This is a genomic window from Sulfitobacter sp. W074, assembly GCF_025142275.1.
Lineage (GTDB): Bacteria > Pseudomonadota > Alphaproteobacteria > Rhodobacterales > Rhodobacteraceae > Sulfitobacter > Sulfitobacter profundi.
Genome location: NZ_CP081130.1, coordinates 1653034 through 1676105 on the forward strand (window position 1 = coordinate 1653034; position 23072 = coordinate 1676105).

General features: G+C 62.5%; 26 protein-coding genes. 17 read left to right on the top strand and 9 right to left on the bottom strand.

Annotated elements, in window-relative coordinates; all coding sequences use genetic code 11:
• Positions 1–26: 26 nt before the first annotated feature.
• The 14 genes from K3762_RS08170 to cysE all read left to right on the top strand — a co-directional run bounded on the left by K3762_RS08170 (position 27) and on the right by cysE (position 11809).
• Positions 27–620, top strand: coding sequence for an HK97 family phage prohead protease (locus tag K3762_RS08170; protein WP_132443732.1), 594 nt, complete (start codon positions 27–29; stop codon positions 618–620).
• A gap of 36 nt (positions 621–656) precedes the next feature.
• Complete coding sequence (locus tag K3762_RS08175; protein WP_260012710.1) at positions 657–1835, top strand: phage major capsid protein; 1179 nt, start codon at positions 657–659, stop codon at positions 1833–1835.
• Between the two features lie 166 nt (positions 1836–2001).
• Positions 2002–2601, top strand: coding sequence for a head-tail connector protein (locus K3762_RS08180; protein ID WP_132443556.1), 600 nt, complete (start codon positions 2002–2004; stop codon positions 2599–2601).
• The gene (locus tag K3762_RS08185; RefSeq protein WP_132443555.1) at positions 2598–2936 is read left to right on the top strand and encodes a phage head closure protein; all 339 of its coding nucleotides are present in this window, start codon (positions 2598–2600) and stop codon (positions 2934–2936) included. The genes K3762_RS08180 and K3762_RS08185 overlap by 4 nt, the downstream gene beginning before the upstream one ends.
• Positions 2933–3343 carry a DUF3168 domain-containing protein gene (locus K3762_RS08190; RefSeq protein WP_132443554.1) on the top strand — a complete coding sequence of 137 codons (411 nt, stop codon included), beginning with the start codon at positions 2933–2935 and terminating at the stop codon, positions 3341–3343. The genes K3762_RS08185 and K3762_RS08190 overlap by 4 nt, the downstream gene beginning before the upstream one ends.
• 35 nt (positions 3344–3378) lie before the next feature.
• Positions 3379–3801 (top strand): phage major tail protein, TP901-1 family, encoded by a 423-nt coding sequence (locus tag K3762_RS08195; RefSeq protein WP_067624345.1) that lies wholly within the window; start codon positions 3379–3381, stop codon positions 3799–3801.
• Between the two features lie 2 nt (positions 3802–3803).
• Positions 3804–4118, top strand: a complete 315-nt coding sequence (locus tag K3762_RS08200) for a gene transfer agent family protein (protein ID WP_067938697.1) — start codon at positions 3804–3806, stop codon at positions 4116–4118.
• Positions 4115–4327: a rcc01693 family protein gene (locus K3762_RS08205; protein ID WP_132443553.1), complete on the top strand. Its 213-nt coding sequence runs from the start codon at positions 4115–4117 to the stop codon at positions 4325–4327. Before K3762_RS08200 ends, K3762_RS08205 begins: the two co-directional genes overlap by 4 nt.
• Positions 4320–4979, top strand: coding sequence for a phage tail tape measure protein (locus tag K3762_RS08210; protein ID WP_260012717.1), 660 nt, complete (start codon positions 4320–4322; stop codon positions 4977–4979). The genes K3762_RS08205 and K3762_RS08210 overlap by 8 nt, the downstream gene beginning before the upstream one ends.
• 27 nt (positions 4980–5006) lie before the next feature.
• Positions 5007–5639, top strand: coding sequence for a DUF2460 domain-containing protein (locus K3762_RS08215; RefSeq protein WP_132443551.1), 633 nt, complete (start codon positions 5007–5009; stop codon positions 5637–5639).
• Complete coding sequence (locus K3762_RS08220; RefSeq protein WP_260012719.1) at positions 5639–6526, top strand: DUF2163 domain-containing protein; 888 nt, start codon at positions 5639–5641, stop codon at positions 6524–6526. The genes K3762_RS08215 and K3762_RS08220 overlap by 1 nt, the downstream gene beginning before the upstream one ends.
• Positions 6523–6969, top strand: a complete 447-nt coding sequence (locus tag K3762_RS08225) for an NlpC/P60 family protein (protein WP_120350882.1) — start codon at positions 6523–6525, stop codon at positions 6967–6969. Before K3762_RS08220 ends, K3762_RS08225 begins: the two co-directional genes overlap by 4 nt.
• Positions 6969–10898 (top strand): glycoside hydrolase/phage tail family protein, encoded by a 3930-nt coding sequence (locus K3762_RS08230; protein ID WP_260012723.1) that lies wholly within the window; start codon positions 6969–6971, stop codon positions 10896–10898. Before K3762_RS08225 ends, K3762_RS08230 begins: the two co-directional genes overlap by 1 nt.
• A gap of 98 nt (positions 10899–10996) precedes the next feature.
• On the top strand, positions 10997–11809 hold the full coding sequence (gene cysE / locus K3762_RS08235) for a serine O-acetyltransferase (protein WP_120350884.1): 813 nt from the start codon (positions 10997–10999) through the stop codon (positions 11807–11809).
• A 71-nt stretch (positions 11810–11880) separates the two neighbouring features.
• Here the strand turns inward: cysE and K3762_RS08240 are convergent, their stop codons facing one another.
• The 5 genes from K3762_RS08240 to K3762_RS08260 form a co-directional block, all read right to left on the bottom strand.
• Positions 11881–13239 carry a pyruvate dehydrogenase complex dihydrolipoamide acetyltransferase gene (locus K3762_RS08240; RefSeq protein ID WP_260012726.1) on the bottom strand — a complete coding sequence of 453 codons (1359 nt, stop codon included), beginning with the start codon at positions 13237–13239 and terminating at the stop codon, positions 11881–11883.
• 10 nt (positions 13240–13249) lie between these two features.
• A complete protein-coding gene (locus K3762_RS08245) occupies positions 13250–14641 on the bottom strand; it encodes a pyruvate dehydrogenase complex E1 component subunit beta (RefSeq protein ID WP_260012728.1) in 1392 nt (463 codons plus the stop codon).
• A gap of 4 nt (positions 14642–14645) precedes the next feature.
• Positions 14646–15653 (bottom strand): pyruvate dehydrogenase (acetyl-transferring) E1 component subunit alpha, encoded by a 1008-nt coding sequence (gene pdhA / locus K3762_RS08250; RefSeq protein ID WP_260012730.1) that lies wholly within the window; start codon positions 15651–15653, stop codon positions 14646–14648.
• A 196-nt stretch (positions 15654–15849) separates the two neighbouring features.
• Complete coding sequence (locus K3762_RS08255; RefSeq protein WP_067265383.1) at positions 15850–16149, bottom strand: septum formation initiator family protein; 300 nt, start codon at positions 16147–16149, stop codon at positions 15850–15852.
• Positions 16150–16270: 121 nt separating this feature from the next.
• Complete coding sequence (locus K3762_RS08260) at positions 16271–17449, bottom strand: phosphoglycerate kinase (RefSeq protein ID WP_260012732.1); 1179 nt, start codon at positions 17447–17449, stop codon at positions 16271–16273.
• A gap of 127 nt (positions 17450–17576) precedes the next feature.
• Here K3762_RS08260 and K3762_RS08265 point away from each other — a divergent pair, with 127 nt between their 5' ends.
• The 3 genes from K3762_RS08265 to K3762_RS08275 all read left to right on the top strand — a co-directional run bounded on the left by K3762_RS08265 (position 17577) and on the right by K3762_RS08275 (position 19663).
• Positions 17577–18083 (top strand): peptidylprolyl isomerase, encoded by a 507-nt coding sequence (locus K3762_RS08265; protein WP_067623544.1) that lies wholly within the window; start codon positions 17577–17579, stop codon positions 18081–18083.
• Positions 18076–18630: a peptidylprolyl isomerase gene (locus K3762_RS08270; RefSeq protein ID WP_067623546.1), complete on the top strand. Its 555-nt coding sequence runs from the start codon at positions 18076–18078 to the stop codon at positions 18628–18630. The genes K3762_RS08265 and K3762_RS08270 overlap by 8 nt, the downstream gene beginning before the upstream one ends.
• A gap of 64 nt (positions 18631–18694) precedes the next feature.
• On the top strand, positions 18695–19663 hold the full coding sequence (locus tag K3762_RS08275; RefSeq protein ID WP_260012735.1) for a DUF3179 domain-containing protein: 969 nt from the start codon (positions 18695–18697) through the stop codon (positions 19661–19663).
• A 77-nt stretch (positions 19664–19740) separates the two neighbouring features.
• Here the strand turns inward: K3762_RS08275 and K3762_RS08280 are convergent, their stop codons facing one another.
• The 4 genes from K3762_RS08280 to K3762_RS08295 all read right to left on the bottom strand — a co-directional run bounded on the left by K3762_RS08280 (position 19741) and on the right by K3762_RS08295 (position 23053).
• Complete coding sequence (locus K3762_RS08280) at positions 19741–20241, bottom strand: polymer-forming cytoskeletal protein (protein WP_067623551.1); 501 nt, start codon at positions 20239–20241, stop codon at positions 19741–19743.
• Entirely contained in the window at positions 20231–21559 is a 1329-nt protein-coding gene (locus K3762_RS08285) for a M23 family metallopeptidase (RefSeq protein ID WP_067623553.1), read from the bottom strand. Before K3762_RS08285 ends, K3762_RS08280 begins: the two co-directional genes overlap by 11 nt.
• Before the next feature lie 205 nt (positions 21560–21764).
• Positions 21765–22583, bottom strand: coding sequence for a ferritin-like domain-containing protein (locus K3762_RS08290; RefSeq protein ID WP_120350891.1), 819 nt, complete (start codon positions 22581–22583; stop codon positions 21765–21767).
• The gene (locus K3762_RS08295) at positions 22580–23053 is read right to left on the bottom strand and encodes a peroxiredoxin (RefSeq protein ID WP_132443543.1); all 474 of its coding nucleotides are present in this window, start codon (positions 23051–23053) and stop codon (positions 22580–22582) included. Before K3762_RS08295 ends, K3762_RS08290 begins: the two co-directional genes overlap by 4 nt.
• Positions 23054–23072: the final 19 nt, after the last annotated feature.

The window sequence follows — 23072 nt, forward strand, 5'->3', positions numbered from 1 at the left end:
AGGAAATAACAATGGGTTATCAGATGATGAACTTCGGCGCTTTGCCGGAGAACGGGGAAGGTCTGTGTGCTGGGGCCGCTTTGGAACATAAGTTCGCCCGTTTCGGCACGGTGGCTGAGGTGGAAGGCGGGCTGGAGATCAGCGGATACGCCAGCCTTTTTGGTGCGGTGGATCAGGGGGGCGACGTGGTGGAAGCCGGCGCCTATGCGGCGAGCCTTGCCCAAGTCACGAAAGCCGGGCGCAGCGTCAAAATGCTGTGGCAGCATGATCCCGGCCAGCCCATCGGGGTCTGGGACGAGGTGCATGAAGATGGCCGGGGCCTGTGGGTCAAGGGGCGCATCCTGAGCAGTGTTGCCAAGGGGCGGGAAGCGGCCGCGTTGATTGAGGCGGGAGCCATCGACGGGCTCAGCATCGGCTACCGCACCGTGAAGGCGGGCAAGAATACCAAGGGGCAACGGCTGCTGACGGAGTTGGAGCTTTGGGAGGTGTCTTTGGTGACCTTTCCGATGCTGCCCTCGGCGCGGGTGGGGTCCAAGGGGGATTTCAAGGCTGTGGTTGATGTTCTGCGGGACATGGCGGCGGCCTTTGACGCGGCGCGGCGCGATATGGCGCGCGGCTGAGCCTGAGTTTGACTGAGCAAGATCAGAGGAAAAGCAATGACCAAGAGCGAGATGAGCACAAAGGCGGGCGAAGACCTGTCCCCGGCGGAGGAAGTGCGGCAGGACGTGAGCGGTTTTGTCAGTGACTTCAACGGCTTTCGGGCCGAGATCAATACGAAACTTCAACAATCAGAAGAGCGAATTGCCATGATGGACCGCAAGATGACCCTGCCTGCCCGCAGCCCTTTGGGCGGCGCGATTGAGCAAGATGCACCGCATATGAAAGCCTTTGACGCCTATCTGCGCAATGGCGATGACGATGGGCTGCGGGGGCTGGAACTGGACGGCAAATCGATGTCGACGGCGGTGAACTCGGATGGCGGCTATCTGGTGGATCCGCAGACATCGGAGCGGGTGCAATCGGTGCTGAATTCCGGCGCATCGATCCGCGCGATTGCGGCGGTGGTGCAGGTCGAGGCCACGTCTTATGACGTGCTGGTCGATCATGCCGATGTGGGGGCGGGCTGGGCCACCGAAAGTGGTGCGCAGGCCGAGACGGACACGCCGCAGATCGACCGGATCACCGTGCCGCTGCATGAGTTGAGCGCCCTGCCCAAGGCAAGCCAACGGCTGCTGGACGACAGCGCCTTTGATATCGAAGGCTGGCTGGCGGGCCGCATCGCCGACAAATTCGCACGGGCCGAGGCGGCGGCCTTTGTCAGCGGTGATGGGATCGACAAACCGACCGGTTTTTTGAGCCATCCGGCGGTCGATAACGACGTCTGGAGCTGGGGCAATCTGGGCTATGTCCCCAGCGGCACCAACGCCAATCCCGAGGCGGATGCGATCATTGAATTGGTCTACGCCCTTGGCGCGGCTTACCGCAAGAACGCGGTCTTCGTGATGAACTCCAAGACCACGGCCAAGGTGCGCAAGTTGAAAGACACCGACGGGCGCTTTCTGTGGTCGGATGGGCTGGCCGCGGGAGAGCCTGCGCGGTTGATGGGATATCCGGTGCTGGTGGCCGAGGATATGCCCGACCCGGCGACGGATGCGATGGCTATTGCATTTGGTGACTTCTCGGCCGGGTACACGGTGGCTGAGCGCCCCGATCTGCGGATCCTGCGCGATCCCTTCAGCGCCAAGCCGCATGTGCTGTTCTATGCGACCAAACGTGTCGGCGGTGACGTGAGCGATTTCGCGGCGATCAAGCTGATGAAATTCGGCCTGGCGTAAGCCGGTGCCGAAGCCGGGGCCGGGGCAACTTGGCCCCGGTCCGGACGTGCGCCTGCAAGGTTGTGTTGTCTAGCTGCTCCCCTCCGACCGAGCAATGCAACCGGTGCGCGTCCGGGAATAAGCGCATGGCCCCATGGGGCGAGGGAGCGAATTTTGGAGACTTTCGATGATGTTGATCGAAGAGACAAATGTGCCGGATGCGGTCTTGCCGGTTGAGGCCTTCAGAATGCATCTGCGCCTTGGCAGCGGTTTTGGGCAGGACGGCCTTCAGGATCCGATGTTGCGCAGTTTCCTGCGCGCGGCAATCGCGGCGGTGGAGGCGCGGACGGGGAAGGTGTTGATCACCCGGCGTTTTGCCCTGTCGCTGACCTTTTGGCGCGATGCGGCGGCGCAGGTTTTGCCGGTGGCGCCCGTGCAGGAGGTCGCGCGGGTGGCATTGGTCGCGCGTGATGGGGCAGAGACGCTGGTTGACCCCGACCGCTATTGGCTGGAGCGCGATGCGCAAGCGCCGCGGTTGCGCGCCAGCACAGCCGCCTTGCCCCGCATCCCGAGTGCCGGGGCCGCGCTGATCAGTTTCGACGCAGGCATGGCCGCCGATTGGGCCGGACTGCCGGATGATCTGGCCCAAGCGGTGATGCTGCTGGCGGCACATTATTATGAATACCGCGACGATACGGCGCTTGGCGAAGGGTGCATGCCCTTTGGTGTCAGCAGCCTGATTGAGCGCTACCGCCGCGTACGTGTCGGCTTTGGTGGTGCGGCATGAGCCGCCCGAATTTGAACCGCCCGTTGGTCTTGGAAGCCCCAGAACGGGTGAGCGATGGCGCGGGGGGGCATACCGAAGTCTGGCAGACTTTGGGCACCCTTTGGGCAGAGGTTCGCGCGCGGACGGGGCGGGAAACCACCGCAGGCGGGGTGGCCGTCAGCCGGATGGGGCTCAAGATCACGGTCCGCGCGGCACCGCAGGGCGCGCCCGACAGGCCGACGCCGGATCAGCGGTTTCGGGAAGGCACGCGGGTTTTCGTGATCCGGGCGGTGGCCGAGAGCGATGCAGGCGGGCGGTATCTGACCTGCTTTGCCGATGAGGAGGTGGCGGTATGACCTACGCGCTTTCAGGGGCTTTGCAGGCGGCGGTCTATGACCTGTTGCAGAGTGATCCGGGGCTCACGGCCATGATCGGCGATGCGGTCTATGACGCGGTGCCGGGGGGGAGCTTGCCCGAGACCTACGTTCTGCTTGGGCAGGAGATGGCGAAGGATGCGTCTGACCCCGAGGGCGCGGGCGCGGACCACCGCCTCACCCTGTCGGTGATCACCAGCGCGCCTGGGTTCAGCACGGCGAAGGGCTGCGCGGCTGTGATCTGCGATTTGCTGCATGGGGCGCAGCCAGCGCTTAGCCGCGGGCATGTGGTGGATATGGCCTTTCTCAAAGCGACGGCACGGCGGATCGACGGGGCCGCGGGGCGGCAGATCGACCTGCAATTCCGCGCCCGGGTCGCGGATGCGTAAGACTTCAGATTCTAGATTGGTGCGAGGAGATAGAGATGGCAGTGCAAGCGGGCAAAGACCTTTTGGTCAAAGTGGATATGACCAGCGATGGTCAGTTCGAGACGATCGCCGGGCTGAGGGCCAAGCGGGTGAGTTTCAACGCCGAAACGGTGGATGTGACCTCGCTCGATTCAAGCGGGGGTTGGCGGGAGTTGCTGGCGGGCGCGGGGGTACGCTCGGCCGCGATCAGTGGCTCGGGGGTGTTTCGCGATGCGGGCACGGATGAACGGGCGCGGCAGTTGTTCTTTAACGGGCTGACGCCGGATTTTCAGGTCATCATCCCGGATTTCGGTGTGGTGCAGGGGCCGTTTCAGGTCTCTGCCCTTGAATACGCGGGGTCCCTGAATGGGGAGGCCACGTTTGAGTTGAGCCTGCAATCTGCGGGAGAGCTGGTCTTTACCCCCGACGTGGTGGTGTGACCATGGCAAACCCATGGCGCGGCGAGGTGAGCCTGGTGATCGATGGCAAGCGGCATCAGGCGCGGCTGACCCTTGGCGCCTTGGCCGAGTTGGAGGCGACGTTGGAGGCCGACAGCCTTGTGGCCTTGGTGGAGCGGTTTGAAAGCAATCGCTTTTCCAGTCGCGATGTGCTGGCCCTGCTGCTTGCCGGGCTGCGCGGGGGCGGAGCGGTGATGGACGCCGCAACGCTTGAACATGCGCAGATTGAGGGCGGGCCAATGGCGGCGGCACGAGCGGCGGCGGAATTGCTGGCGCGGGCCTTTACGGTGCAGGCGTGAGCACGGCGCAGGGCTTTGACTGGCCCGCCCTGCTGCGGATGGGCCTGTCACGATTGCGCCTGCCGCCGGATCAATTCTGGGCGCTGACGCCGGCGGAGTTGCAGTTGATGCTGGGCCCACCGTCCGCGGCAGCGCCGCTGCTGAGTGAGGGCCTCGCCGCGCTGATGGCCGCCTATCCAGACGAGATGAAAGGGGCCGATGATGGCTGACTTTGATGATTTCGAGAACCTTGAGAGCCGCGCTGACGGGCTGAATGAGACGCTGGCTCAAACCAGCGGTTTGGTTGCCGGGTTCGACGGTGAGTTGCGGCGCATGCGCAGTGCGCTTTCCGCGACGGGCAAAGATGTGGCGACCCTCGAAAAAGGGCTGAGCCGAGGGCTGCGCCGGGCGTTCGACGGGGTAGTTTTTGACGGCGCCAAACTGTCGGACGCGCTGAGCGACTTGGCGCAATCGATGATCCGTACGACCTACAACGCCGCGATGCGCCCGGTGACGGATCACTTCGGCGGGCTGATCAGCGAGGGGGTGGGCAGTGTTGTGGAAGGCATTTTGCCCTTCGCCAATGGCGCACCCTTTTCCCAAGGCAAGGTCATGCCGTTTGCGCAGGGCGGGGTGGTGACTTCGGCCACCGCGTTTCCGATGCGCGGCGGCACGGGGCTGATGGGAGAGGCCGGGCCAGAGGCGATCATGCCGCTGGCCCGGGGGGCGGATGGCAAGCTGTGGGTGCGCGGCAATGGCGGGGGTGCGACCACCATCGTGATGAACATCACCACGCCCGATGTGCAGGGGTTTCAGCGCAGCCAAAGCCAGATTGCCGCTCAACTAAGCCGCGCTCTCAGCACGGGCAACCGCAACCGATAAGCCGCGCGGCGGTTAAAGGAGCAGATCATGCAATTTCACGATGTCAGATTTCCGCCTTCGCTGAGCTTTGGATCAGTCGGGGGGCCGCAGCGGCAGACGGATGTGGTCACGCTGGCCAACGGTTATGAGGAACGCAACACGCCTTGGGCCCATTCTCGGCGGGTCTATGATGCGGGGCTGGGGATGCGCTCTATCGATGACCTTCAGTTGCTGATTGCTTTTTTCGAAGCGCGACTGGGGCAGATGTACGGGTTTCGCTGGAAGGACTGGGCCGACTATAAAACGGGCAAGACGGCGCTTCAGGTGGCCTTTGACGACCAGAGCATCGGTTATGGAGACGGGGTTCGGGCGGCGTTTCAGCTGACCAAGACTTACCGCTCCGGCGCGCATTCCTACCGGCGTCCGATCACCAAACCCGTGGCCGGAACGGTGCGTGTGGGGGTGGAGCAAGACGAGCTGCGCGAGGGTGTCGAATACGAGATCGACGCAAGCACGGGGATTGTAACATTTGCCCATCCGCCGGACCCTGAGATGGAGATCTTCGCGGGCTTCGAGTTCGACGTGCCCGTGCGCTTTGACACGGACCGCATTCTTATCTCGGTCGAGAGTTTTCAGGCCGGGCAGGTGCCCGACGTGCCGGTAATCGAGGTGCGGGTCTGATGGCGGGGCTCAATACAGGGTTTGCAAACCATATTGCGCCCGGTGTGACAACGCTTTGCCATTGCTGGCAGGTGACGCGGGCGGATGGGGCGGTGTTTGCCTTTACCGATCACGATATGCCGCTGGCATTCGCGGGGGTCGCGTTTCGCGCTGATACGGGGCTGAGTGCGCGGGCGCTGGCCCAAACCAGCGGGCTGTCGGTCGACAACACCGAGGCGCTTGGCGCGCTAAGCGATGATGCGATCCGCGAGGATGAGATCGAGCAGGGACGTTTCGATGGGGCCGAGGTTCAGGCGTGGTTGGTGAACTGGGCGGAGCCTGCGCAGCGGGTGCTGCAGTTTCGTGGATCGATCGGCGAGTTGCACCGCACGGGCGGCAGCTTTCGTGCTGAACTGCGCGGGCTGACGGAGCCGCTGAACCGCCCCTTGGGACGGGTCTTTCAAAAGCCCTGTTCGGCGGTTCTGGGGGATGGCGATTGCCGCTTCGATCTCACCACGCCGGGCTATGCCGAGGAACGCGCGGTTGAGACTGTGGCAGAGGCGCAGTGTTTCCGCTGGGCCGCATTCCCGGGATATGATGAGGGCTGGTTCGCCCGTGGGCGGCTTGACGTGTTGGATGGCCCGGCGGCGGGGCTCTGGGGCATAGTCAAACGTAACTACCATGAGGACGGGCAGCGGGTGATCGAGCTTTGGGAGCCGATCCGTGGGGCGGTGGCGGAGGGCACCCGCGTGCGGCTTACGGCAGGCTGCGACAAGCGGATGGAGACCTGCCGGCTAAAATTCAACAACCTGCTGAACTATCAAGGTTTTCCGGATCTGCCGGGTGAGGATTGGATGATGGCCGTCCCGCGCTCAGACGGTGCGAACGCGGGCGGGTCGCGCAGATGAGCGCCGGGGGGGAACCGTTGCTGCATGCGGCGCGCGGGTGGATCGGCACGCCTTATGTGCATCAGGCTGCGGCGAAGGGGGCGGGCTGCGACTGCCTCGGCCTCATCCGGGGGCTTTGGCGTGAACGGATGGGGGCTGAACCCGAGGCGGTGCCGCCCTATTCGATGGACTGGTCCGAGCCGCAGGGGGAGGAACAGCTTTGGGCGGCGGCGCTGCGGCATATGGCGGTGAAGAACAGCGGTGCGCCCGCGCCCGGTGATGTGCTGCTATTCCGAATGCGCCACGGCGCTGTGGCAAAACACCTTGGGTTGCAGGCGCGCATCGGCGCCAGTCCCAGTTTTATTCACGCCTATGCACGGCACGGGGTCGTTGAAAGCCCCCTTAGCCTGCCATGGCAGCGGCGCATCGTGGCGCGATTTATATTTCCTGAGGAGGTCTCCTGATGGCGACGATTGTTCTTTCGGCAGCGGGTGCCGCGGTTGGTGGCTCCATCGGGGGCACGCTGGCGGGGCTGTCTTCTGTCGCAGTGGGCCGGGCGGTGGGGGCGAGCCTTGGGCGACTGGTCGATCAACGCTTGCTGGGCCAAGGTGGGCAGGCGGTCGAGACCGGCAAGGTCGATCGCTTTCGGCTGACGGGCTCGGGCGAGGGGGCGGCGATCTCGCAGCTTTATGGCCGGATGCGACTGGCTGGGCATGTCATCTGGGCGTCGCAGTTCCAAGAGGTCACCCATGTCAGCGGGGGCGGCAAGGGCGGTCCCCCGACGCCAAAGACGACCGAGTACAGCTATACCGTCAGCCTTGCCATCGCGCTTTGCGAAGGGGAGATCACCAGCGTCGGGCGCATCTGGGCGGATGGGGAAGAGATTGCCCCGGACGATCTGAACATGCGCGTCTACAGGGGCGAGGCGGATCAGCAGCCCGACCCGACCATCGCCGCGATTGAGGGCGCGGACCGGGTGCCAGCCTATCGCGGCACGGCTTATGTGGTGATGGAAGACCTCGCCTTGGCGCAGTTCGGCAACCGCGTGCCGCAGTTCTCTTTCGAGGTTATGCGCCCCGAACAGCCGCAGGCCCCGGGGTGGGAACATGCGCCTGCCTTTGGTGTGCAGGGGGTCGCCTTGATCCCCGGCACGGGAGAATATGCGCTGGCGACCACGCCGGTCCATTATACCGATGGCCCCGGCAGCCGCTGGAGCGCGAATGTGAATTCACCGGCGGCCAAGACTGATTTCTCGGTGTCGCTGGAGACACTGACAGAGGAACTGCCCCGGCTAGAAGCGGCCTCTCTCGTTGTGTCATGGTTCGGCAGCGATCTGCGCTGTGGCGATTGCCGCCTGCGCCCCAAGGTGGAAGATCCGGACATTGACGGGGAGAACATGCCGTGGCGGGTGTCTGGGGTGACGCGCGGCACGGCCGAGGTCATCACCCAGCACGGCGCGCGCCCGATCTATGGCGGCACGCCAGCCGATGCCGCGGTGGTTGAGGCCATTCACGCGCTGAAGGCGGCGGGCAAGGCGGTGATGTTCTACCCGTTCATCTTGATGGATCAGACCGAAGGCAACGGCTTGCCGGACCCCTATAGCGATGCCGAGGATCAACCCCGCTTGCCGTGGCGCGGGCGAATCACCCTTTCGGTCGCACCGGGGCAGCCGGGCAGCCCGGATGGGTCAGCGGCGGCGGCGGCAGAAGTTGCCGCGTTTTTCGGCACAGCCACTGCGGCGGATTTCACGGTGACCGAGGGCGCGGTGAGCTACGATGGCCCAGCGGAATGGACCCTGTCGCGGTTCATCCTGCACTACGCCGCACTCTGCGCCGCGGCGGGCGGGGTCGAAGCCTTTTGCATCTCTTCTGAAATGCGAGGCCTGACCCAGATACGCGCGGCGGGGAATAGCTTCCCTGCGGTCACCGCGCTGCGGGCCTTGGCCGGAGAGGTGCGTGGCTTGCTCGGGCCGGATGCGAAGATCAGCTATGCCGCTGATTGGTCAGAGTATTTTGGCTATCAGCCGCAGGATGGCAGTGGTGATGTTTACTTTCACCTCGATCCGCTGTGGGCCGATCCGCAGATCGATTTCATCGGGATCGACAACTACATGCCGCTGGCCGATTGGCGCGATGAGGAGGGGCATGTCGATGGGGAAGACTGGCCCGCGATTTACGATGTCGGCTATCTAAAATCCAACATCGAAGGCGGTGAGGGGTATGACTGGTACTACCATTCGCCCGAAGCCCGTGCGGCACAGATCCGAACGCCGATCACTGATGGCGCCCATGATGAACCTTGGGTCTATCGTTACAAAGACCTGCGCCGTTGGTGGCAGAACCATCACCATCCGCGCATCGGTGGAGAGCGGCAGGCAGCACCCACGGAATGGCAGCCCATGTCCAAGCCGATCTGGTTCACGGAATACGGCTGTGCCGCCATCGACAAAGGCGCGAACCAACCCAACAAGTTCCTCGATCTGAAAAGCTCGGAAAGCGCCTTGCCGCATCATTCCTCCGGCGCACGGGACGATTTGATGCAGATGCAATATCTGTGCGCGCTGTCGGAATATTGGCGTGATCCAGCGCGCAACCCGATCTCGGACGAATATAGCGCTCCAATGCTGGATATGTCGCGCGCCTTCGTTTGGGCTTGGGACACGCGGCCCTTTCCCTTCTTTCCCAACAATGTCGATCTATGGAGCGATGGGGAGAATTACAGCCGGGGTCATTGGCTGAACGGACGGGTCTCGGCGCGTTCGCTGGCCTCGGTGGTCGGGGAGATTTGCCGCCGTGCGGGTGTGATGCATTTCGATACCTCTCAGCTTTTCGGCTATGTCCGCGGCTACACCGTGGACGTGGTCGGAGAGGCGCGCGCCGCCTTGCAACCTTTGATGCTGCGCTATGGGTTCGACGCGATTGAACGCGATGGGGTTTTGCAGTTTCGGATGCGTGATGGGACGGATGCGGTACCACTTGACCCCGGCAAGCTGGCCATTCACCCCGACCTCGGCGGGCTGACAGAGCAGCAGCGCGAGGCTGAGGCCGAAGTCTCGGGCCGTGTACGGCTGCGGTTCATTCAGGCTGATGCGGATTTCGACGCAATCGCGGAAGAGGCGGTTCTACCGGATGAGGCGACCCATGCGGTCACCGGGACCGAACTGAACATGGCCCTGACCCGGGGCGAGGGGCGGCAAGTAGCCGAGCGCTGGTTGACCGAGGCGCGTGTCGCCCGTGAGACGCTGCGGCTGGCGCTGCCGCCATCGCAGATGGCTATCGGGGCGGGGGATGTGATCGAACTGCCGGGCGATGGCGCGGAGGGGCCTGGGCGCTACCGCATTGACCGCGTCGAACAGGCCGGTTCCCAGCTGATCGATGCCGTACGGATTGAACCCGAAGTCTATGACCCCGCGCCGCTTGAAGAAGAACTGGCGTCTCTGCGGCCTTTCGCGCCGCCGCTGCCGGTCTTGCCCCAGTTCATGGACTTGCCGCTTTTGCGCGGGGATGAGGTGCCCCATGCGCCGCATCTGGCGGTGACGGCAACCCCTTGGCCGGGGTCAGTCGCCGCTTATCGCTCTACGGTTGATGCTGATTATGCGCTCAACGGCGTCGTTTCCAGTCGGTCCATCATGGGGGTCACCCAAACGGCCCTGCGCGCGGCGCGGCCGGGGGTGATCGACGCAGGACCGGTGCTGGAAGTCAAACTCAGCAGCGGCAGCCTTGAATCGGTCAGCAAAGAGGCGCTTTTGAATGGGGCGAACCTTGCCGCGATCGGCGATGGAAGCGCGGACCGATGGGAGTTATTTCAATTTCAGGAGGCGCAGCTTGTCGCCCCTGCGACCTATTGGCTGACGGGACGTCTGCGCGGGCAGGCGGGAAGTGATGGGCTGATGCCGGAGGTTTGGCCCGTGGGGTCGCGCTTTGTGCTGATGAATGGGACACCGCAACAGGTCGAGTTCAGCCCGCATCTGCGCCGCGTGGCCCAGCACTACCGCATAGGTCCAGCCCGGCGCCCCGTGGATGATCCGTCCTATCTGCATCAGGTACATGCGTTTGACGGGAATGGCCTGCGGCCCTACAACCCGTGCCATCTGCGGGCCGAGGCGCTGCCCGGTGGTGATATTACCTTTAGCTGGATCCGACGCACGCGGATCGACGGGGAAGCTTGGGACGGGCCAGAAGTGCCGCTTGGCGAAGAAAGTGAGCGGTATCTTTTGCGCGTTTTTGCAGGCGGTCAGCACCTGCGGGACGTACTGCTCGATACGCCCGGGTGGACCTACAGCACTGCGGCACGGGCGGCCGATGCGCTGACCGGGGCGTTTGAGGTAACTGTGGCGCAGGTCTCTGCCAGCTACGGCGCGGGGCTTGCCGCAGGTTTGGTGGTGCCCGGATAGGCCCGCGCGTTATCACGATTTTGAGCATGTGCGGATTTACAAATGGTCCTACGCTATTGCATGAGCTACCCTAGCGGCAGAGTGAAGGAGCCCGTGCCATGGCGCAGACACACAGAAATATCTCGAAAGTGGACCCGGTCTGGGATCAGATTCAGCAAGAAGCTGAGGATGCGGTGCGTGATGAGCCGCTGATCGGCGGCTTTGTTCACGCCTGTATCCTGCACCATAAATCCATCGAGAACGCGCTTTCCTATCGCATCGCTGCGAAGCTGTCGTCGAATGAGATGTCGATGATGGTCGTGCGCGAAATGGTCGAGGAAGCCTATGCCGAAGACCCGGACCTCGTCGCCGCGGCGCGCGCCGATCTGGTGGCGATCTATGACCGTGACCCGGCCTGCCATCGGCTGTTGCAGCCGATCCTGTACTTCAAAGGCTATCAGGCCGTGCAGGCCTACCGGGTTGGTCATTACCTCTATGCCAAGGGCAAACGCGATTTGGCCTATTTCATCCAAATGCGGGTGAGCGAGATTTTCGGCGTGGATATCCACCCGGCGGCCAAAATGGGCAAGGGCATTATGATCGACCACGCGCATTCCATCGTCATCGGTGAGACGGCGGTGGTGGGCGACAACGTCTCGATGCTGCATTCGGTGACCCTTGGCGGCACCGGCAAGGAAGAAGAAGACCGCCACCCCAAAATCGGGAACGGCGTGTTGATTGGCGCAGGCGCAAAGGTGTTGGGCAACATCACCATCGGCCATTGCAGCCGGATCGCCGCGGGCTCGGTCGTGCTGGAGCCTGTGCCTGCCTGCAAAACTGTCGCCGGGATTCCGGCGCGGATCGTGGGAGAGGCGGGCTGCGATCAGCCGTCGATGTCGATGAACCATCTTTTTGGGCCAGACGCCGAGTAGGCGCAGAAGCCAGCGTTGCAATAAAAAAAGCCGGGGCATGCCCCGGCTTTTTCGTTTCGAGGGTGCGGGCTTTAGGCCAGCATGATCATCGGATTTTCGAGGTTCTCGACAATCGCATTCAACAGCTGCGCACCGAGGGCACCGTCGATCACGCGGTGGTCGACCGACAGGGTCACGGACATGACCGTCGCTGCAGTGATCTCACCATCCTTGCCGATGATCGGCTTTTTGACACCAGCGCCCACGGCAAGGATCGCGCCATGCGGCGGGTTGATGACCGCATCGAAATTGTCGATGCCGAACATTCCCAAATTCGAAATCGCAAAGCTGCCGCCCTGATACTCATGCGGCGCCAGTTTGCGGTCGCGGGCGCGGGTGGCAAGGTCTTTCATCTGCGCCGAGAGGGTCGAGAGCGACTTGGTGTCGGCGTCCTGCAACACGGGGGTGAAGAGACCGCCTTCGATCGCCACGGCCACGGCCACATCCGAGGGTTTCAGCTTGAGGATGCGATCACCGGCCCAGACGGCATTGGCATCCGGCACCGATTGCAGGGCCAGCGCGCAGGCTTTGATGATGAAGTCGTTGACCGAGAGCTTTACACTCCGCGATTCCAACTGCTTGTTCAGATCGCTGCGGAACGAAAGCAGCGCGTCGATCTGAATGTCGCGGCGCAGGTAGAAATGCGGCACGGTTTGTTTGGCCTCGGTAAGGCGCGCGGCGATGGTTTTGCGCATGCCGTTGAGGATGACTTCCTCGTACTCCCGGCCTTCATACATTTTGGCGACCACATCGGCAGAAGGGCCGGTGGCAGCCGCTTGGGCGACCGGTGCGGCATCTTTGGCAGGAGCGGAGCTCTCGGTTTTTGCCGCTGTCGGCTGGGCGTTTTCGACATCTGCTTTGACGATCCGGCCACGCGGGCCGCTGCCGTCGATCTGCGACAGGTCCAAGCCTTTGTCGGCTGCGATCCGGCGGGCGAGGGGGGAGGCAAAGATACGCTCGCCCTTATCGCTTTTCGGGGCGGCGGGGGCTTTGCTGTCGCTATTGCCCTTCGCCTCATTCGCTTCCGTTGCCCCACGGCCATAGCCTGCTTCGGGCGTCTCGGCCTCTGCGGCTTTGGGCGCTTCTTCAGCCTGCTGTTTCTCTTCCTTCGCAGAGCCTCCGGAGCTTTCGATATCGTCGGCGCTTTCGCCTTCTTCGAGCAACACGGCGATTGGGGTGTTGACCTTCACACCCTCGCTGCCTTCCTCGATTAAAATTTTGCCAATGGTGCCTTCGTCTACCGCTTCAAACTCCATCGTCGCTTTGTCGGTCTCGATTTCGGCCAGAATGTCACCGGAGGCGACGGTATCGCCTTCCTTGACTATCCATTTGGCCAGCGTGCCTTCTTCCATTGTAGGGCTGAGGGCGGGCATGAGAATTTCTATGGGCATGATCCGCTCCTTACCGGTAGGTGACTGATTTCACGGCTTCGATCACCTCGTCGGTGGTGACCAGCGCGTGTTTTTCAAGGTTGGCGGCATAGGGCATGGGCACGTCCTTGCCGGTGCAGGTGATGACCGGCGCGTCGAGATAATCGAATGCCTCTTGCATGATCACGCCGCTGATGTAGCCGCCGACCGAGCCTTGCGGCCAGCCTTCTTCGACCGTCACGCAGCGGTTGGTCTTCATCACGGATTTCAGGATCGTGTCGGTGTCCATCGGGCGCAGGGTGCGCAGGTCGATGACCTCGGCCTCGATGCCCTCTGCGGCCAGTTTCTCAGCCGCTTCCAGCGCATAGGTCATGCCAATGCCGAAGCTGACGATGGTCACGTCCGACCCTTCGCGCCAGATGCGAGCCTTGCCGAAGGGCACGGTGTAATCCTCAATATCCGGCACGTCGAAGCTGCGGCCATAGAGGATTTCGTTTTCAAGGAAGATCACCGGGTTCGGGTCACGGATGGCGGTTTTCATCAAGCCTTTATAATCGCTCGCCGAATAGGGCATCGCGACCTTCAGGCCGGGGATCTGCATGAACCACGCGGCATAGTCCTGAGAGTGCTGCGCGCCAACGCGGGCGGCGGCACCGTTGGGGCCACGGAAGACCATGGGCGCGCCCATCTGGCCGCCGGACATGTAGAGCGTCTTGGCCGCGGAGTTGATGATCTGATCCATCGCTTGCATGGCGAAGTTGAAGGTCATGAACTCAACAATCGGGCGCAGACCGCCGAAGGCCGCACCAACACCGATCCCGGCAAAGCCATGTTCGGTGATCGGCGTGTCGATCACCCGTTTGGGGCCGAATTCGTCCAACATCCCTTGGGTGATTTTATAGGCGCCTTGGTACTCCGCGACTTCTTCGCCCATGAGGAAGACATCTTCGTCGCGGCGCATCTCTTCGGCCATGGCATCACGCAGCGCTTCGCGCACGGTCTGCTGCTTCATCGCCGTGCCTTCGGGCCAGTCGGGGCTGGTGTCGGGCTCGGGCTGTTTCTTGCCCTCGGCGGGGGTGGCGCGGTCGCTGTCGTCGTTGTCGCCCGACTTGGCTTCGGCGTCGTCGCTTTTGGCCTCGGCGGGGGCGGATTTTGCCGTGTCGATGTCGGAGGCATCTTCGCCTTCTTCCAGCAGCACGGCGATGGCGGTGTTCACCTTGACGCCTTCGGTGCCCTCGCTGATCAGGATCTTGCCGATGGTGCCTTCATCGACGGCTTCAAATTCCATCGTGGCCTTGTCGGTCTCGATTTCAGCCAGAATGTCTCCAGAGGAGACTTCGTCGCCCTCCTTGACCAGCCATTTGGCCAGCGTGCCTTCTTCCATGGTGGGGCTGAGGGCGGGCATGAGAATTTCGGTTGCCATTGCTTCAGGCCTCCTGCGGAACTTCGGTTGCGTAGATGTCGGTCCAAAGCTCATCGAGCGCGGGTTCCGGGCTTTCCTTGGCGAATTCAGCGCTTTCGTTCACGATCTTCTTAATCTCTTTGTCGATTGCCTTGAGATCGTCTTCGGTGGCGTGATTGCCTTCCAGCAACAATGTGCGCACCGATTCAATCGGATCACGCTCGTCGCGCATCTTCTGGACCTCTTCGCGGGTGCGGTATTTTGCCGGGTCCGACATCGAGTGGCCGCGGTATCGATAGGTTTTGATTTCAAGAATATAGGGGCCGTCTTTGCGCGCATGCGCCACGGCCTTTTGACCGGCCTCTTTCACCGCCAGCACATCCATCCCATCGACCGCCTCACCGGGGATGCCAAAGGCTTTGCCGCGCTCCCAAATCTCAGCTGATGACGTCGAACGCTGCTGCGAGGTGCCCATGGCGTATTGGTTGTTCTCGATCACAAAGATCACCGGCAGCTTCCAAAGGGCGGCCATGTTAAAGGTCTCATAGACCTGACCTTGGTTCGCCGCACCGTCGCCGAAATAGGTGAAGGTAACGCGCCCGTTGTCTTTATATTGATCCGCGAAAGCCAGACCGGCCCCCAAGGGCACCTGTGCCGCAACAATACCGTGACCGCCGTAGAAATGCTTTTCTTTCGAGAACATATGCATGCTCCCGCCTTTCCCTTTGGAATAACCGCCCTCGCGGCCCGTCAGCTCGGCCATGACGCCGTTCGGGTCCATGCCACAGGCCAGCATATGGCCGTGATCGCGGTAGGAAGTGACGCGCTTGTCGCCTTCTTCGGCGGCGGCCTCAAGGCCGACAACAACAGCTTCTTGCCCAATATAGAGGTGGCAGAACCCCCCGATCAGCCCCATGCCGTATAGTTGTCCGGCTTTCTCTTCAAACCGCCGGATCAGCAGCATGTCGCGGTAGTAGCTGGTCAGCTCCTCCGCAGAGACATTGGGTTTCTTGCTCGATTTCCTCGCGGCCATGGACGTCTCCTCCGTCGGCTTTGGTCAGGTGCCAAAAGTAGTTTAGCGTTAAACTATTCCCTAGCGCATTCCGGAATGGATTGCGAGAGACTTTGTGACGTGGCGCGCGCGCCACGGCTGACAAGGCGAAGGAGGCCAGAGATTTTAAGTGATTGCAAGGCCGCAGGCGCGGGGCAGGGCGATCAGGGGCGAAAGGTCAGCGAATGACGATCTCATCGGTGCGGACCATGCCCAGCACCTTGCGCGCGCGTTCGTCCAAGAGATCAAGATCAAGGTAATCGTCCGACAGGCGACGGGTCAGGTTCTCCATCCGCGCAACCTCGGCGCGGACCTCGGCCAGACGGTCGCTCAGCTTTTGGTTCTCGGCCACGATCTCGGTCCGGCGGAACAGGCCGAAATCCCCTTGCACGGCGGCAAAGGTGAAATACAGGCTCAGCGCAAAAGCGATTGCGAAAAACAGCAATGTGCCGAAAGCTGGGCGGGTGTTGCGTGTCATGGTTCTGCCTCTGCGTCTCTTGGCGGACGTGACATCAGTATGACACAGGCGATTCGACATGGGAATCCCACAATTGCGGGAAACCCGTTGTTTTTAGCGCGAAATCACGATTTTGCGCGGCTTAGCCGCCCAGAGCAGCAACGCCGGGCAGAGTTTTGCCTTCCATCCACTCAAGGAAAGCGCCCCCGGCGGTTGAGATATAGGTGAAATCATCCGCCACGCCCGCTTGGTTTAGCGCGGCAACCGTGTCACCGCCCCCGGCGACCGAGGTCAGCGTGCCTTCGCGCGTCTTGGCCGCTGCTGCGCGGGCCGCGGCGACGGTGGCGGTATCGAAAGGCGGAATTTCAAAGGCCCCCATCGGCCCATTCCAGATCAAGGTCCGCAGCCCGGCAAAAGCCGTTTCGACCAAGGCGACCGTATCGGGGCCCGCATCCAGCACCATCTGGTCTTTGGCGAGGCTGGCATCGGGGCCGAGCTGGGCCACCTCATGCGCGGCCCCTTTGGCGAACTCACGCGCGACCAGACCGTCAACCGGCAAGATCACCCGGCAGCCCGCCTTTTCGGCCTGCGCCATGATGTCTTTGGCCGTGTCGTAATAATCAGGCTCTTCCAACGACTTGCCCAGATCAGCACCGAGCGCGGCGAGGAAAGTGTTCGCCATGCCGCCGCCGATCACCAGAACATCCAGCCGGTTCACGAGGTTTTCTAAAAGCGCGATTTTGGTCGAGACCTTGGCCCCCCCAACGACAGCGCCAACAGGACGCTCAGGCTTAGCGAGGGCTGCCTCAAGCGCCGAGAGTTCCGCCTGCATCAAACGGCCCGCGCAGGCAGGCAACAGCCGCGCCAGCGCCTCGGTCGAGGCATGGGCGCGGTGGGCGGCAGAGAAGGCATCGTTACAATAGATATCGCCAAGCGCGGCCAGTTGGCGGGCGAAACCTTCGTCATTGGCTTCTTCGCCGGGATAAAAGCGGATGTTTTCCAAAAGTTGCAGATCACCCTGCGCTTCGGCAGCGGCATCCAGCGAGGAGACGAAAGCCACCTCGCGGCCCAATGCCTTTTCCAGCGCGGGTAGGACTTGTTTCAGGCTCATCTCGTCCACGGCCTTGCCCTTGGGCCGTCCGAAATGCGCCAGCAGCGTCACCTTGCCGCCGCGCGACAGGATGTCGGTCACCGTGGGCACGATCCGCTCGATCCGTGTGGCATCGGTAACGCCGCCATCTTCGACCGGTACGTTGATGTCGACGCGCAAAAGCACCCGCTTGCCGTCTAGTTCCATATCGTCCAGTGACTTCCAGCCCATCGGTCTTCTCCCAATCCAATCCGTTGCGCTGTGTTTTGCTGTTATCTTGGCTCAGGTCAATGCGCGGCTTGGCAATCGCGGCCAAGCTCCTTAGGTATCTGGCAAAGACAAACCAAAGGATTGCCCAATGGCCGAGATCAAAGACCCCGAAAACACCATCCTGATGGAGCTCAAAGGCGGCACCGTCACTATTGAGTTGATGCCTGACCTTGCGCCCAAGCACGTCGAGCGCATGAAAGAACTGGCCCGCGCCGGGAAATACGACAACGTGGCTTTCCACCGCGTGATCGAAGGTTTCATGGCCCAGACGGGCGATGTGGCCAACGGCAACATGGAAGACAACTTCAACCTGCGTGCGGCTGGCACCGGCGGCTCCGACCTGCCGAACCTGCCCGCGGAATTCTCCAAGGTTCCCCACGCGCGTGGCACCATCGGCGCCGCTCGTTCGGCCAACCCCGACAGCGCCAACAGCCAGTTCTTCATCAACTTCAAGGACAATGATTTCCTCAACGGTCAGTACACCGTTTACGGGCAAGTCATCTCCGGCATGGAACATGTCGACGCCCTCACACGGGGCGAGCCGCCTGCGAATCCCGACCGTATGATCTCGGTCAAGGTGGCTGCAGATGCGTAAGCTCGTAGGCACCAGCGCCGTTTTGGCGCTCCTCGGTTCGGCGGCCATGGCCACCGGGCTTGAGATCGAAGTTGCGGGCGAGGCCAATGGCACCGTCAAGATCGACCTGCTGGAAGATGTGGCACCCGCCCATGTCGCGCAGATCACCGAACTGGCCGAAGAAGGCGCCTATGACGGGGTGGTCTTCCACCGCGTGATCGACGGCTTCATGGCGCAGACTGGCGACGTGCAGTTTGGCCGCGCCGATGGCGACACCGCGCGTGCTGGCATGGGCGGCTCCGACAAGCCCGACCTTGAGGCGGAGTTCTCGGACATCGCCTATGAGAAGGGCGTCGTGGGCATGGCCCGCAGCCAGAGCCCGAACAGCGCCAACAGCCAGTTCTTCATCATGTTCGACGAAGCCCCCTTCCTTGACGGTCAGTACACCGTCGTGGGCAAGGTCACCGAAGGTCAGGACGTGGTTGATGCCATCAAACGCGGGACCGGCCCTAACGGTGCCGTTGTCGGCACGCCGGACGTGATGCAAAAGGTCACTGTGACCGAGTAACATCTGTTCCCGATTGCGTGGGGTGGGCTTGCTTGCTCACCCCCGCATGCGGCACGCTCGGGCCATGATAAAATTAAGCGCCATCGTTCTGAGCCTTGGCCTTGCGGCCAACAGTCTTCTCGCCGATCCCGCCCGCTGGCAGGGGGAATGGCCTGAGACCGATTTTTCCAAAACAAGCATCACAGATTGGTCCGAGATCATCTCGGGCGGGCCGCCCAAGGATGGCATCCCGGCACTCGATGCACCGGGTTTCAAAGCCGCGCGCGCCGAAACCCGCATCGCCCCGCGCGAGCCAGTCATCACGGTCGCGATAGAGGGTGCCAAACCGCGCGCCTATCCGATCCGCTATCTGACATGGCATGAGATTGTTAACGATAGGGTCAATGGCCAGCCCATCGCCGTGACCTTTTGCCCGCTGTGCAACTCTGCGCTGGTCTTTGACCGCCGCGTCGCGGGGCAGGTGCTGCGCTTTGGCGTATCAGGGAAGCTGCGCCATTCCGACATGGTAATGTATGACCGCGAGACCCAAAGCTGGTGGCAACAGGCCGAAGGCCGCGCCATCGTGGGGGCGCTGACGGGCACCGAGCTAAAGCACCTCCCAAGCTGGCTGGAAAGCTGGGCCGATTTCACGGCGCGATACCCCGACGGGCTGGTGATGGAGGAACCTTCCTATAACCGCGACTATGGCCGCAACCCTTACCGGAACTATGATTCTTCGGCCAAACCCTTCCTCTACGACGGCGCGCAGCCACCTCACGGGATTGCACCGCTAGAGCGTGTTGTGCGCGTGGGAGACCGGGCGTGGAGGCTTAATCGGCTGGCCGAGGAAGGTGAGGTCCGCGAAGCTGGTGTGACGATCACATGGCGGGCAGGGCAGGCTTCGGCCCTAGATGCTGGGCAGATCGGCAAGGGGCGTGACGTGGGCAGCATCCGCGTGCGTGACAGTGCCGGGCGCGATGTCCCGCATGATGTGATGTTTGCCTTTGCCTTCGATGCGTTCTGGCCAAACGGCACATGGATGCTGGGGCGCTAACCCCAAGCCATAGTAAAACGAAAACGGGCGCCGCAGTTTCCTGCGACGCCCGTGAATTCTTTGGACCGACCAGGGCCTTAGGAGGCGGGGTTCGGCTTCTGCGCCGGAGCGGATTTTGCGCCGGGGTTCAGCGGATCGTCCTGACGCTGCACCGAACCTTCGAAATGCGCGCCGGATTCGATCGCGATGGTCTTGTGGATGATGTCACCCTCAACCCGTGCGGTCGATGTCAGACGTACCTTGAGGCCACGCACGCGGCCCACGATACGGCCATTGATCACCACGTCATCGGCAACCACTTCGCCTTTGATCGTCGCTGTTTCACCGATGGTCAACAGATGCGCGCGGATGTCGCCCTCAACAGTGCCTTCAACCTGAACATCGCCCGTCGTCTTCATGTTTCCGGTCACATGCAGGTCCGAAGACAGAACGGATGCGGGCGGCTTCGCCTTGGGGGCACTGGCCTTGAACTCGCTCTGCTTGGAGGGCGCAGGGGCCGCCGAAGCGCTGGAAGGTGCCGGTTTGGACGCATCTGCATCCTGGGGCGCGGGATCGTTGATTTTGCTTTTAGAAAACATCGTTTGCAGCCTTGATATAGATCATGGGGTTAACAGCCTTGCCACCTACGCGGACTTCATAGTGGAGATGGACACCGGTGACCCGTCCTGATGCTCCCATATCACCAATATGCTGCCCGCGCGAGACTCTTTGACCAACTTTCACGCGCAGCTTGGACATGTGGGCGTAACGGGTCTCAATCCCGAACTCGTGCTGGATCTTGACCAAACGGCCATAGCCCGAGGACCAGCCGGCGTGAATCACCACACCATCGGCGGTCGCATAAAGCGGCGTGCCCATGCCAGCGGCAAAGTCGACGCCCTTGTGCATCCGGCGGCCACCTGTCTTGGGGTCGCGGCGATAGCCGAACTGGCTGGTGAAGCGGAAAGCGTTTTTGACCGGGTTCGCAAAAGGCGCTTTTTCGGCGGCGATGCGGTAAAGGTTTAACCGGTCCATCTGGTTCAGCAGACGGTTTGCGCGCAGCGTATCGGGGCTAAGCTCTTCGCCGCGGGTGGTGAACGACAGCGGCGTCATCGGGCCACCTTGGCCGGAATAGCCGCGGCGCACGGTGGCGAGGATACGGTCGGTCGGCATGCCCGCGCTGCGGAACATCTTATCGAGCGGGGCGACAGAGACGCTCATCGCTTCTTCAAGCTGGCGGAAGATCGCGTCGTTCTGATCGCGCATCAACGCGATCTCTTGCGCCATTTCATCGGCCTGCAGCAGCGCATCCTGCGCGTCGACCACAACTTTGTCGCGCTCTGCCGCGGTGCGTGCCAGAGCCTGGGCAAGGAAATCGACCGGCGCTTGATCGGCATCGGCGCGCAGGCTGCCCGCTTCACCGTTCTCAAGGCTGCCTTCCAATTCGGCCAGCTTCAGCCGGGCCTTTTGGCGGTCTTTCATCGTGTCGCGCAGAGTGGATTGGATCACGTCGATCCCGGTCTCCAACTCACGGCGGCGGGTCTCTGACGCCAGCAGTTCGGATTGCATGACGGAAATTTGTGTGAGCGCGGCGTTAAAGCGGTCTTGTGCGGCCAGTGCCTCTTCGGCCCGCAGGTCACGCTGCGCGGAAAGCTCGTTCAGACGGGCCTGATAGGTGCGCTGATCGCGTTTGGCCTGCTCGCGAAAGTTGCCCGAGCCGATGCTGTCCATCAAAATGATCGCCGTGGCGATGATGGCCCAAGACACGAGGAAGGCCGACCCCGCCAGCCCGATAATCTGGGTGCCGGGGCGCAGGCGGATGAAACGTGTATCGCTGTCGGATTTCAAAAAGACGCGGCGTTCGGGAAAATAATGCTCAAGCAGAGCATGCGTCTTGATGGCAATCCGTGTGCGCACGTTGTCGTCCTTTGTCCCGTCCCGTCGGCGCGGAGGGCTCGCCCAGCCCGCGCCCAACGTCAATAGCCAGTGCCCGCGAATGGGGCAACCCTATTGACCCGCAGCGGCCCGCGCCTGCGCGGCAATCCCCCATTCGCCCCGGAAAAAGCGCTTTGCCATTGGCAAAAAACCGCCGATACCAAGCACTTGGTGTTTTATGGCCGGATCAGCTTGGGCCCCCGTCCGCCGTGAGAGGCCAGTAGAAATCGGGCGGGATTCCCGCCTCGGCGCGTTTTTCTTCGTTGAAAGGCGGCTTCAGATCGCCGTGAAAATACTTGCGCACGAGGGCGTGAAACCGGTCTTTCGGGTCTTCGTCATGGCGGCCACAAAGGAAGTGAAACCACTTGCTACCATAGGCGACATGGGCGACTTCTTCGGCGTAAATAGTCTCAAGGGCTGCCACGGCACTGTCGGCCTTCGCATTGCGGAAAATCTTGATCATGCCCGGCGTCACGTCCAGTCCGCGCGCCTCCAGCACCATGGGCACCACGGCAAGGCGGCCCATCAGATCGTCCACCGTGTCTTCGGCTGCGCGCCACATGCCAGCATGGGCGGGCATGGCGCCGTAATGACTGCCCATTTCCTCAAGACAGTCGCACATTAGGTTGAAATGTTTGGATTCGTCATCCGCGGCTTTGACCCAGTCGTCAAAGAACCCCAAGGGCAGCGGCACATGCGAAAACCGCGCGATCACGTCCCAATGTAGGTCCACGGCGTTCAATTCGATATGCGCCACGGCATGCAACAGCGCCGCGCGCCCCTCAGGCGTGCCGGGGCGGCGGCGAGGCACTTCGCGCGGGCTGAGCAATTCGGGCTGGGCGGGGCGGGCAGGGTGCAGCGGCGGATCGGCACGGCCCACCTCGGGGCGCGCTCCCTCGGCCCGGGCTGAGAGCCATTCCGCTGCGAATTTCCGCGACAGTGCGGTCTTTTCGCGCCCATCCGCTGTGCGCAGCACCGCCTCGGCCATTTCCGCCAGCGGCATCATGCGCCGCGCACCGCGTCCAGCACCGCATCGACATGGCCGGGCACTTTCACCTTGCGCCAGACCTGCGCGATCTGGCCTGTCGCGTCGATCAGATAGGTCGCGCGTTCGATGCCCATGGATTTCTTGCCGTACATGTTCTTCTCGACCCAGACCTCATAGGCTTCCGTCACCGCGCCATCGGTGTCTGACAACAGCGGCACGGTCAGCGCGTGTTTGGCGGCGAACTTATCGTGTTTGTCCATGCTGTCGCGTGAAATGCCAAAGACTTGCACACCAGCCTCGGCAAACTCCGACAGCCGCTCGGAAAAGCCGATCGATTCCTTGGTGCAGCCGGGCGTGTCATCGCGCGGGTAAAAGAACAGCACCACGGGGTCGCCTTGCTGCGCAGACAGCGTAATCTCGCCACCGCCAGTCACGGGAAGGGTGAAATCCGGGGCCGGTTGGCCGGGCTGGGGTCCGATCTGCGACATGGGGCGGTTCCTTTGGCTT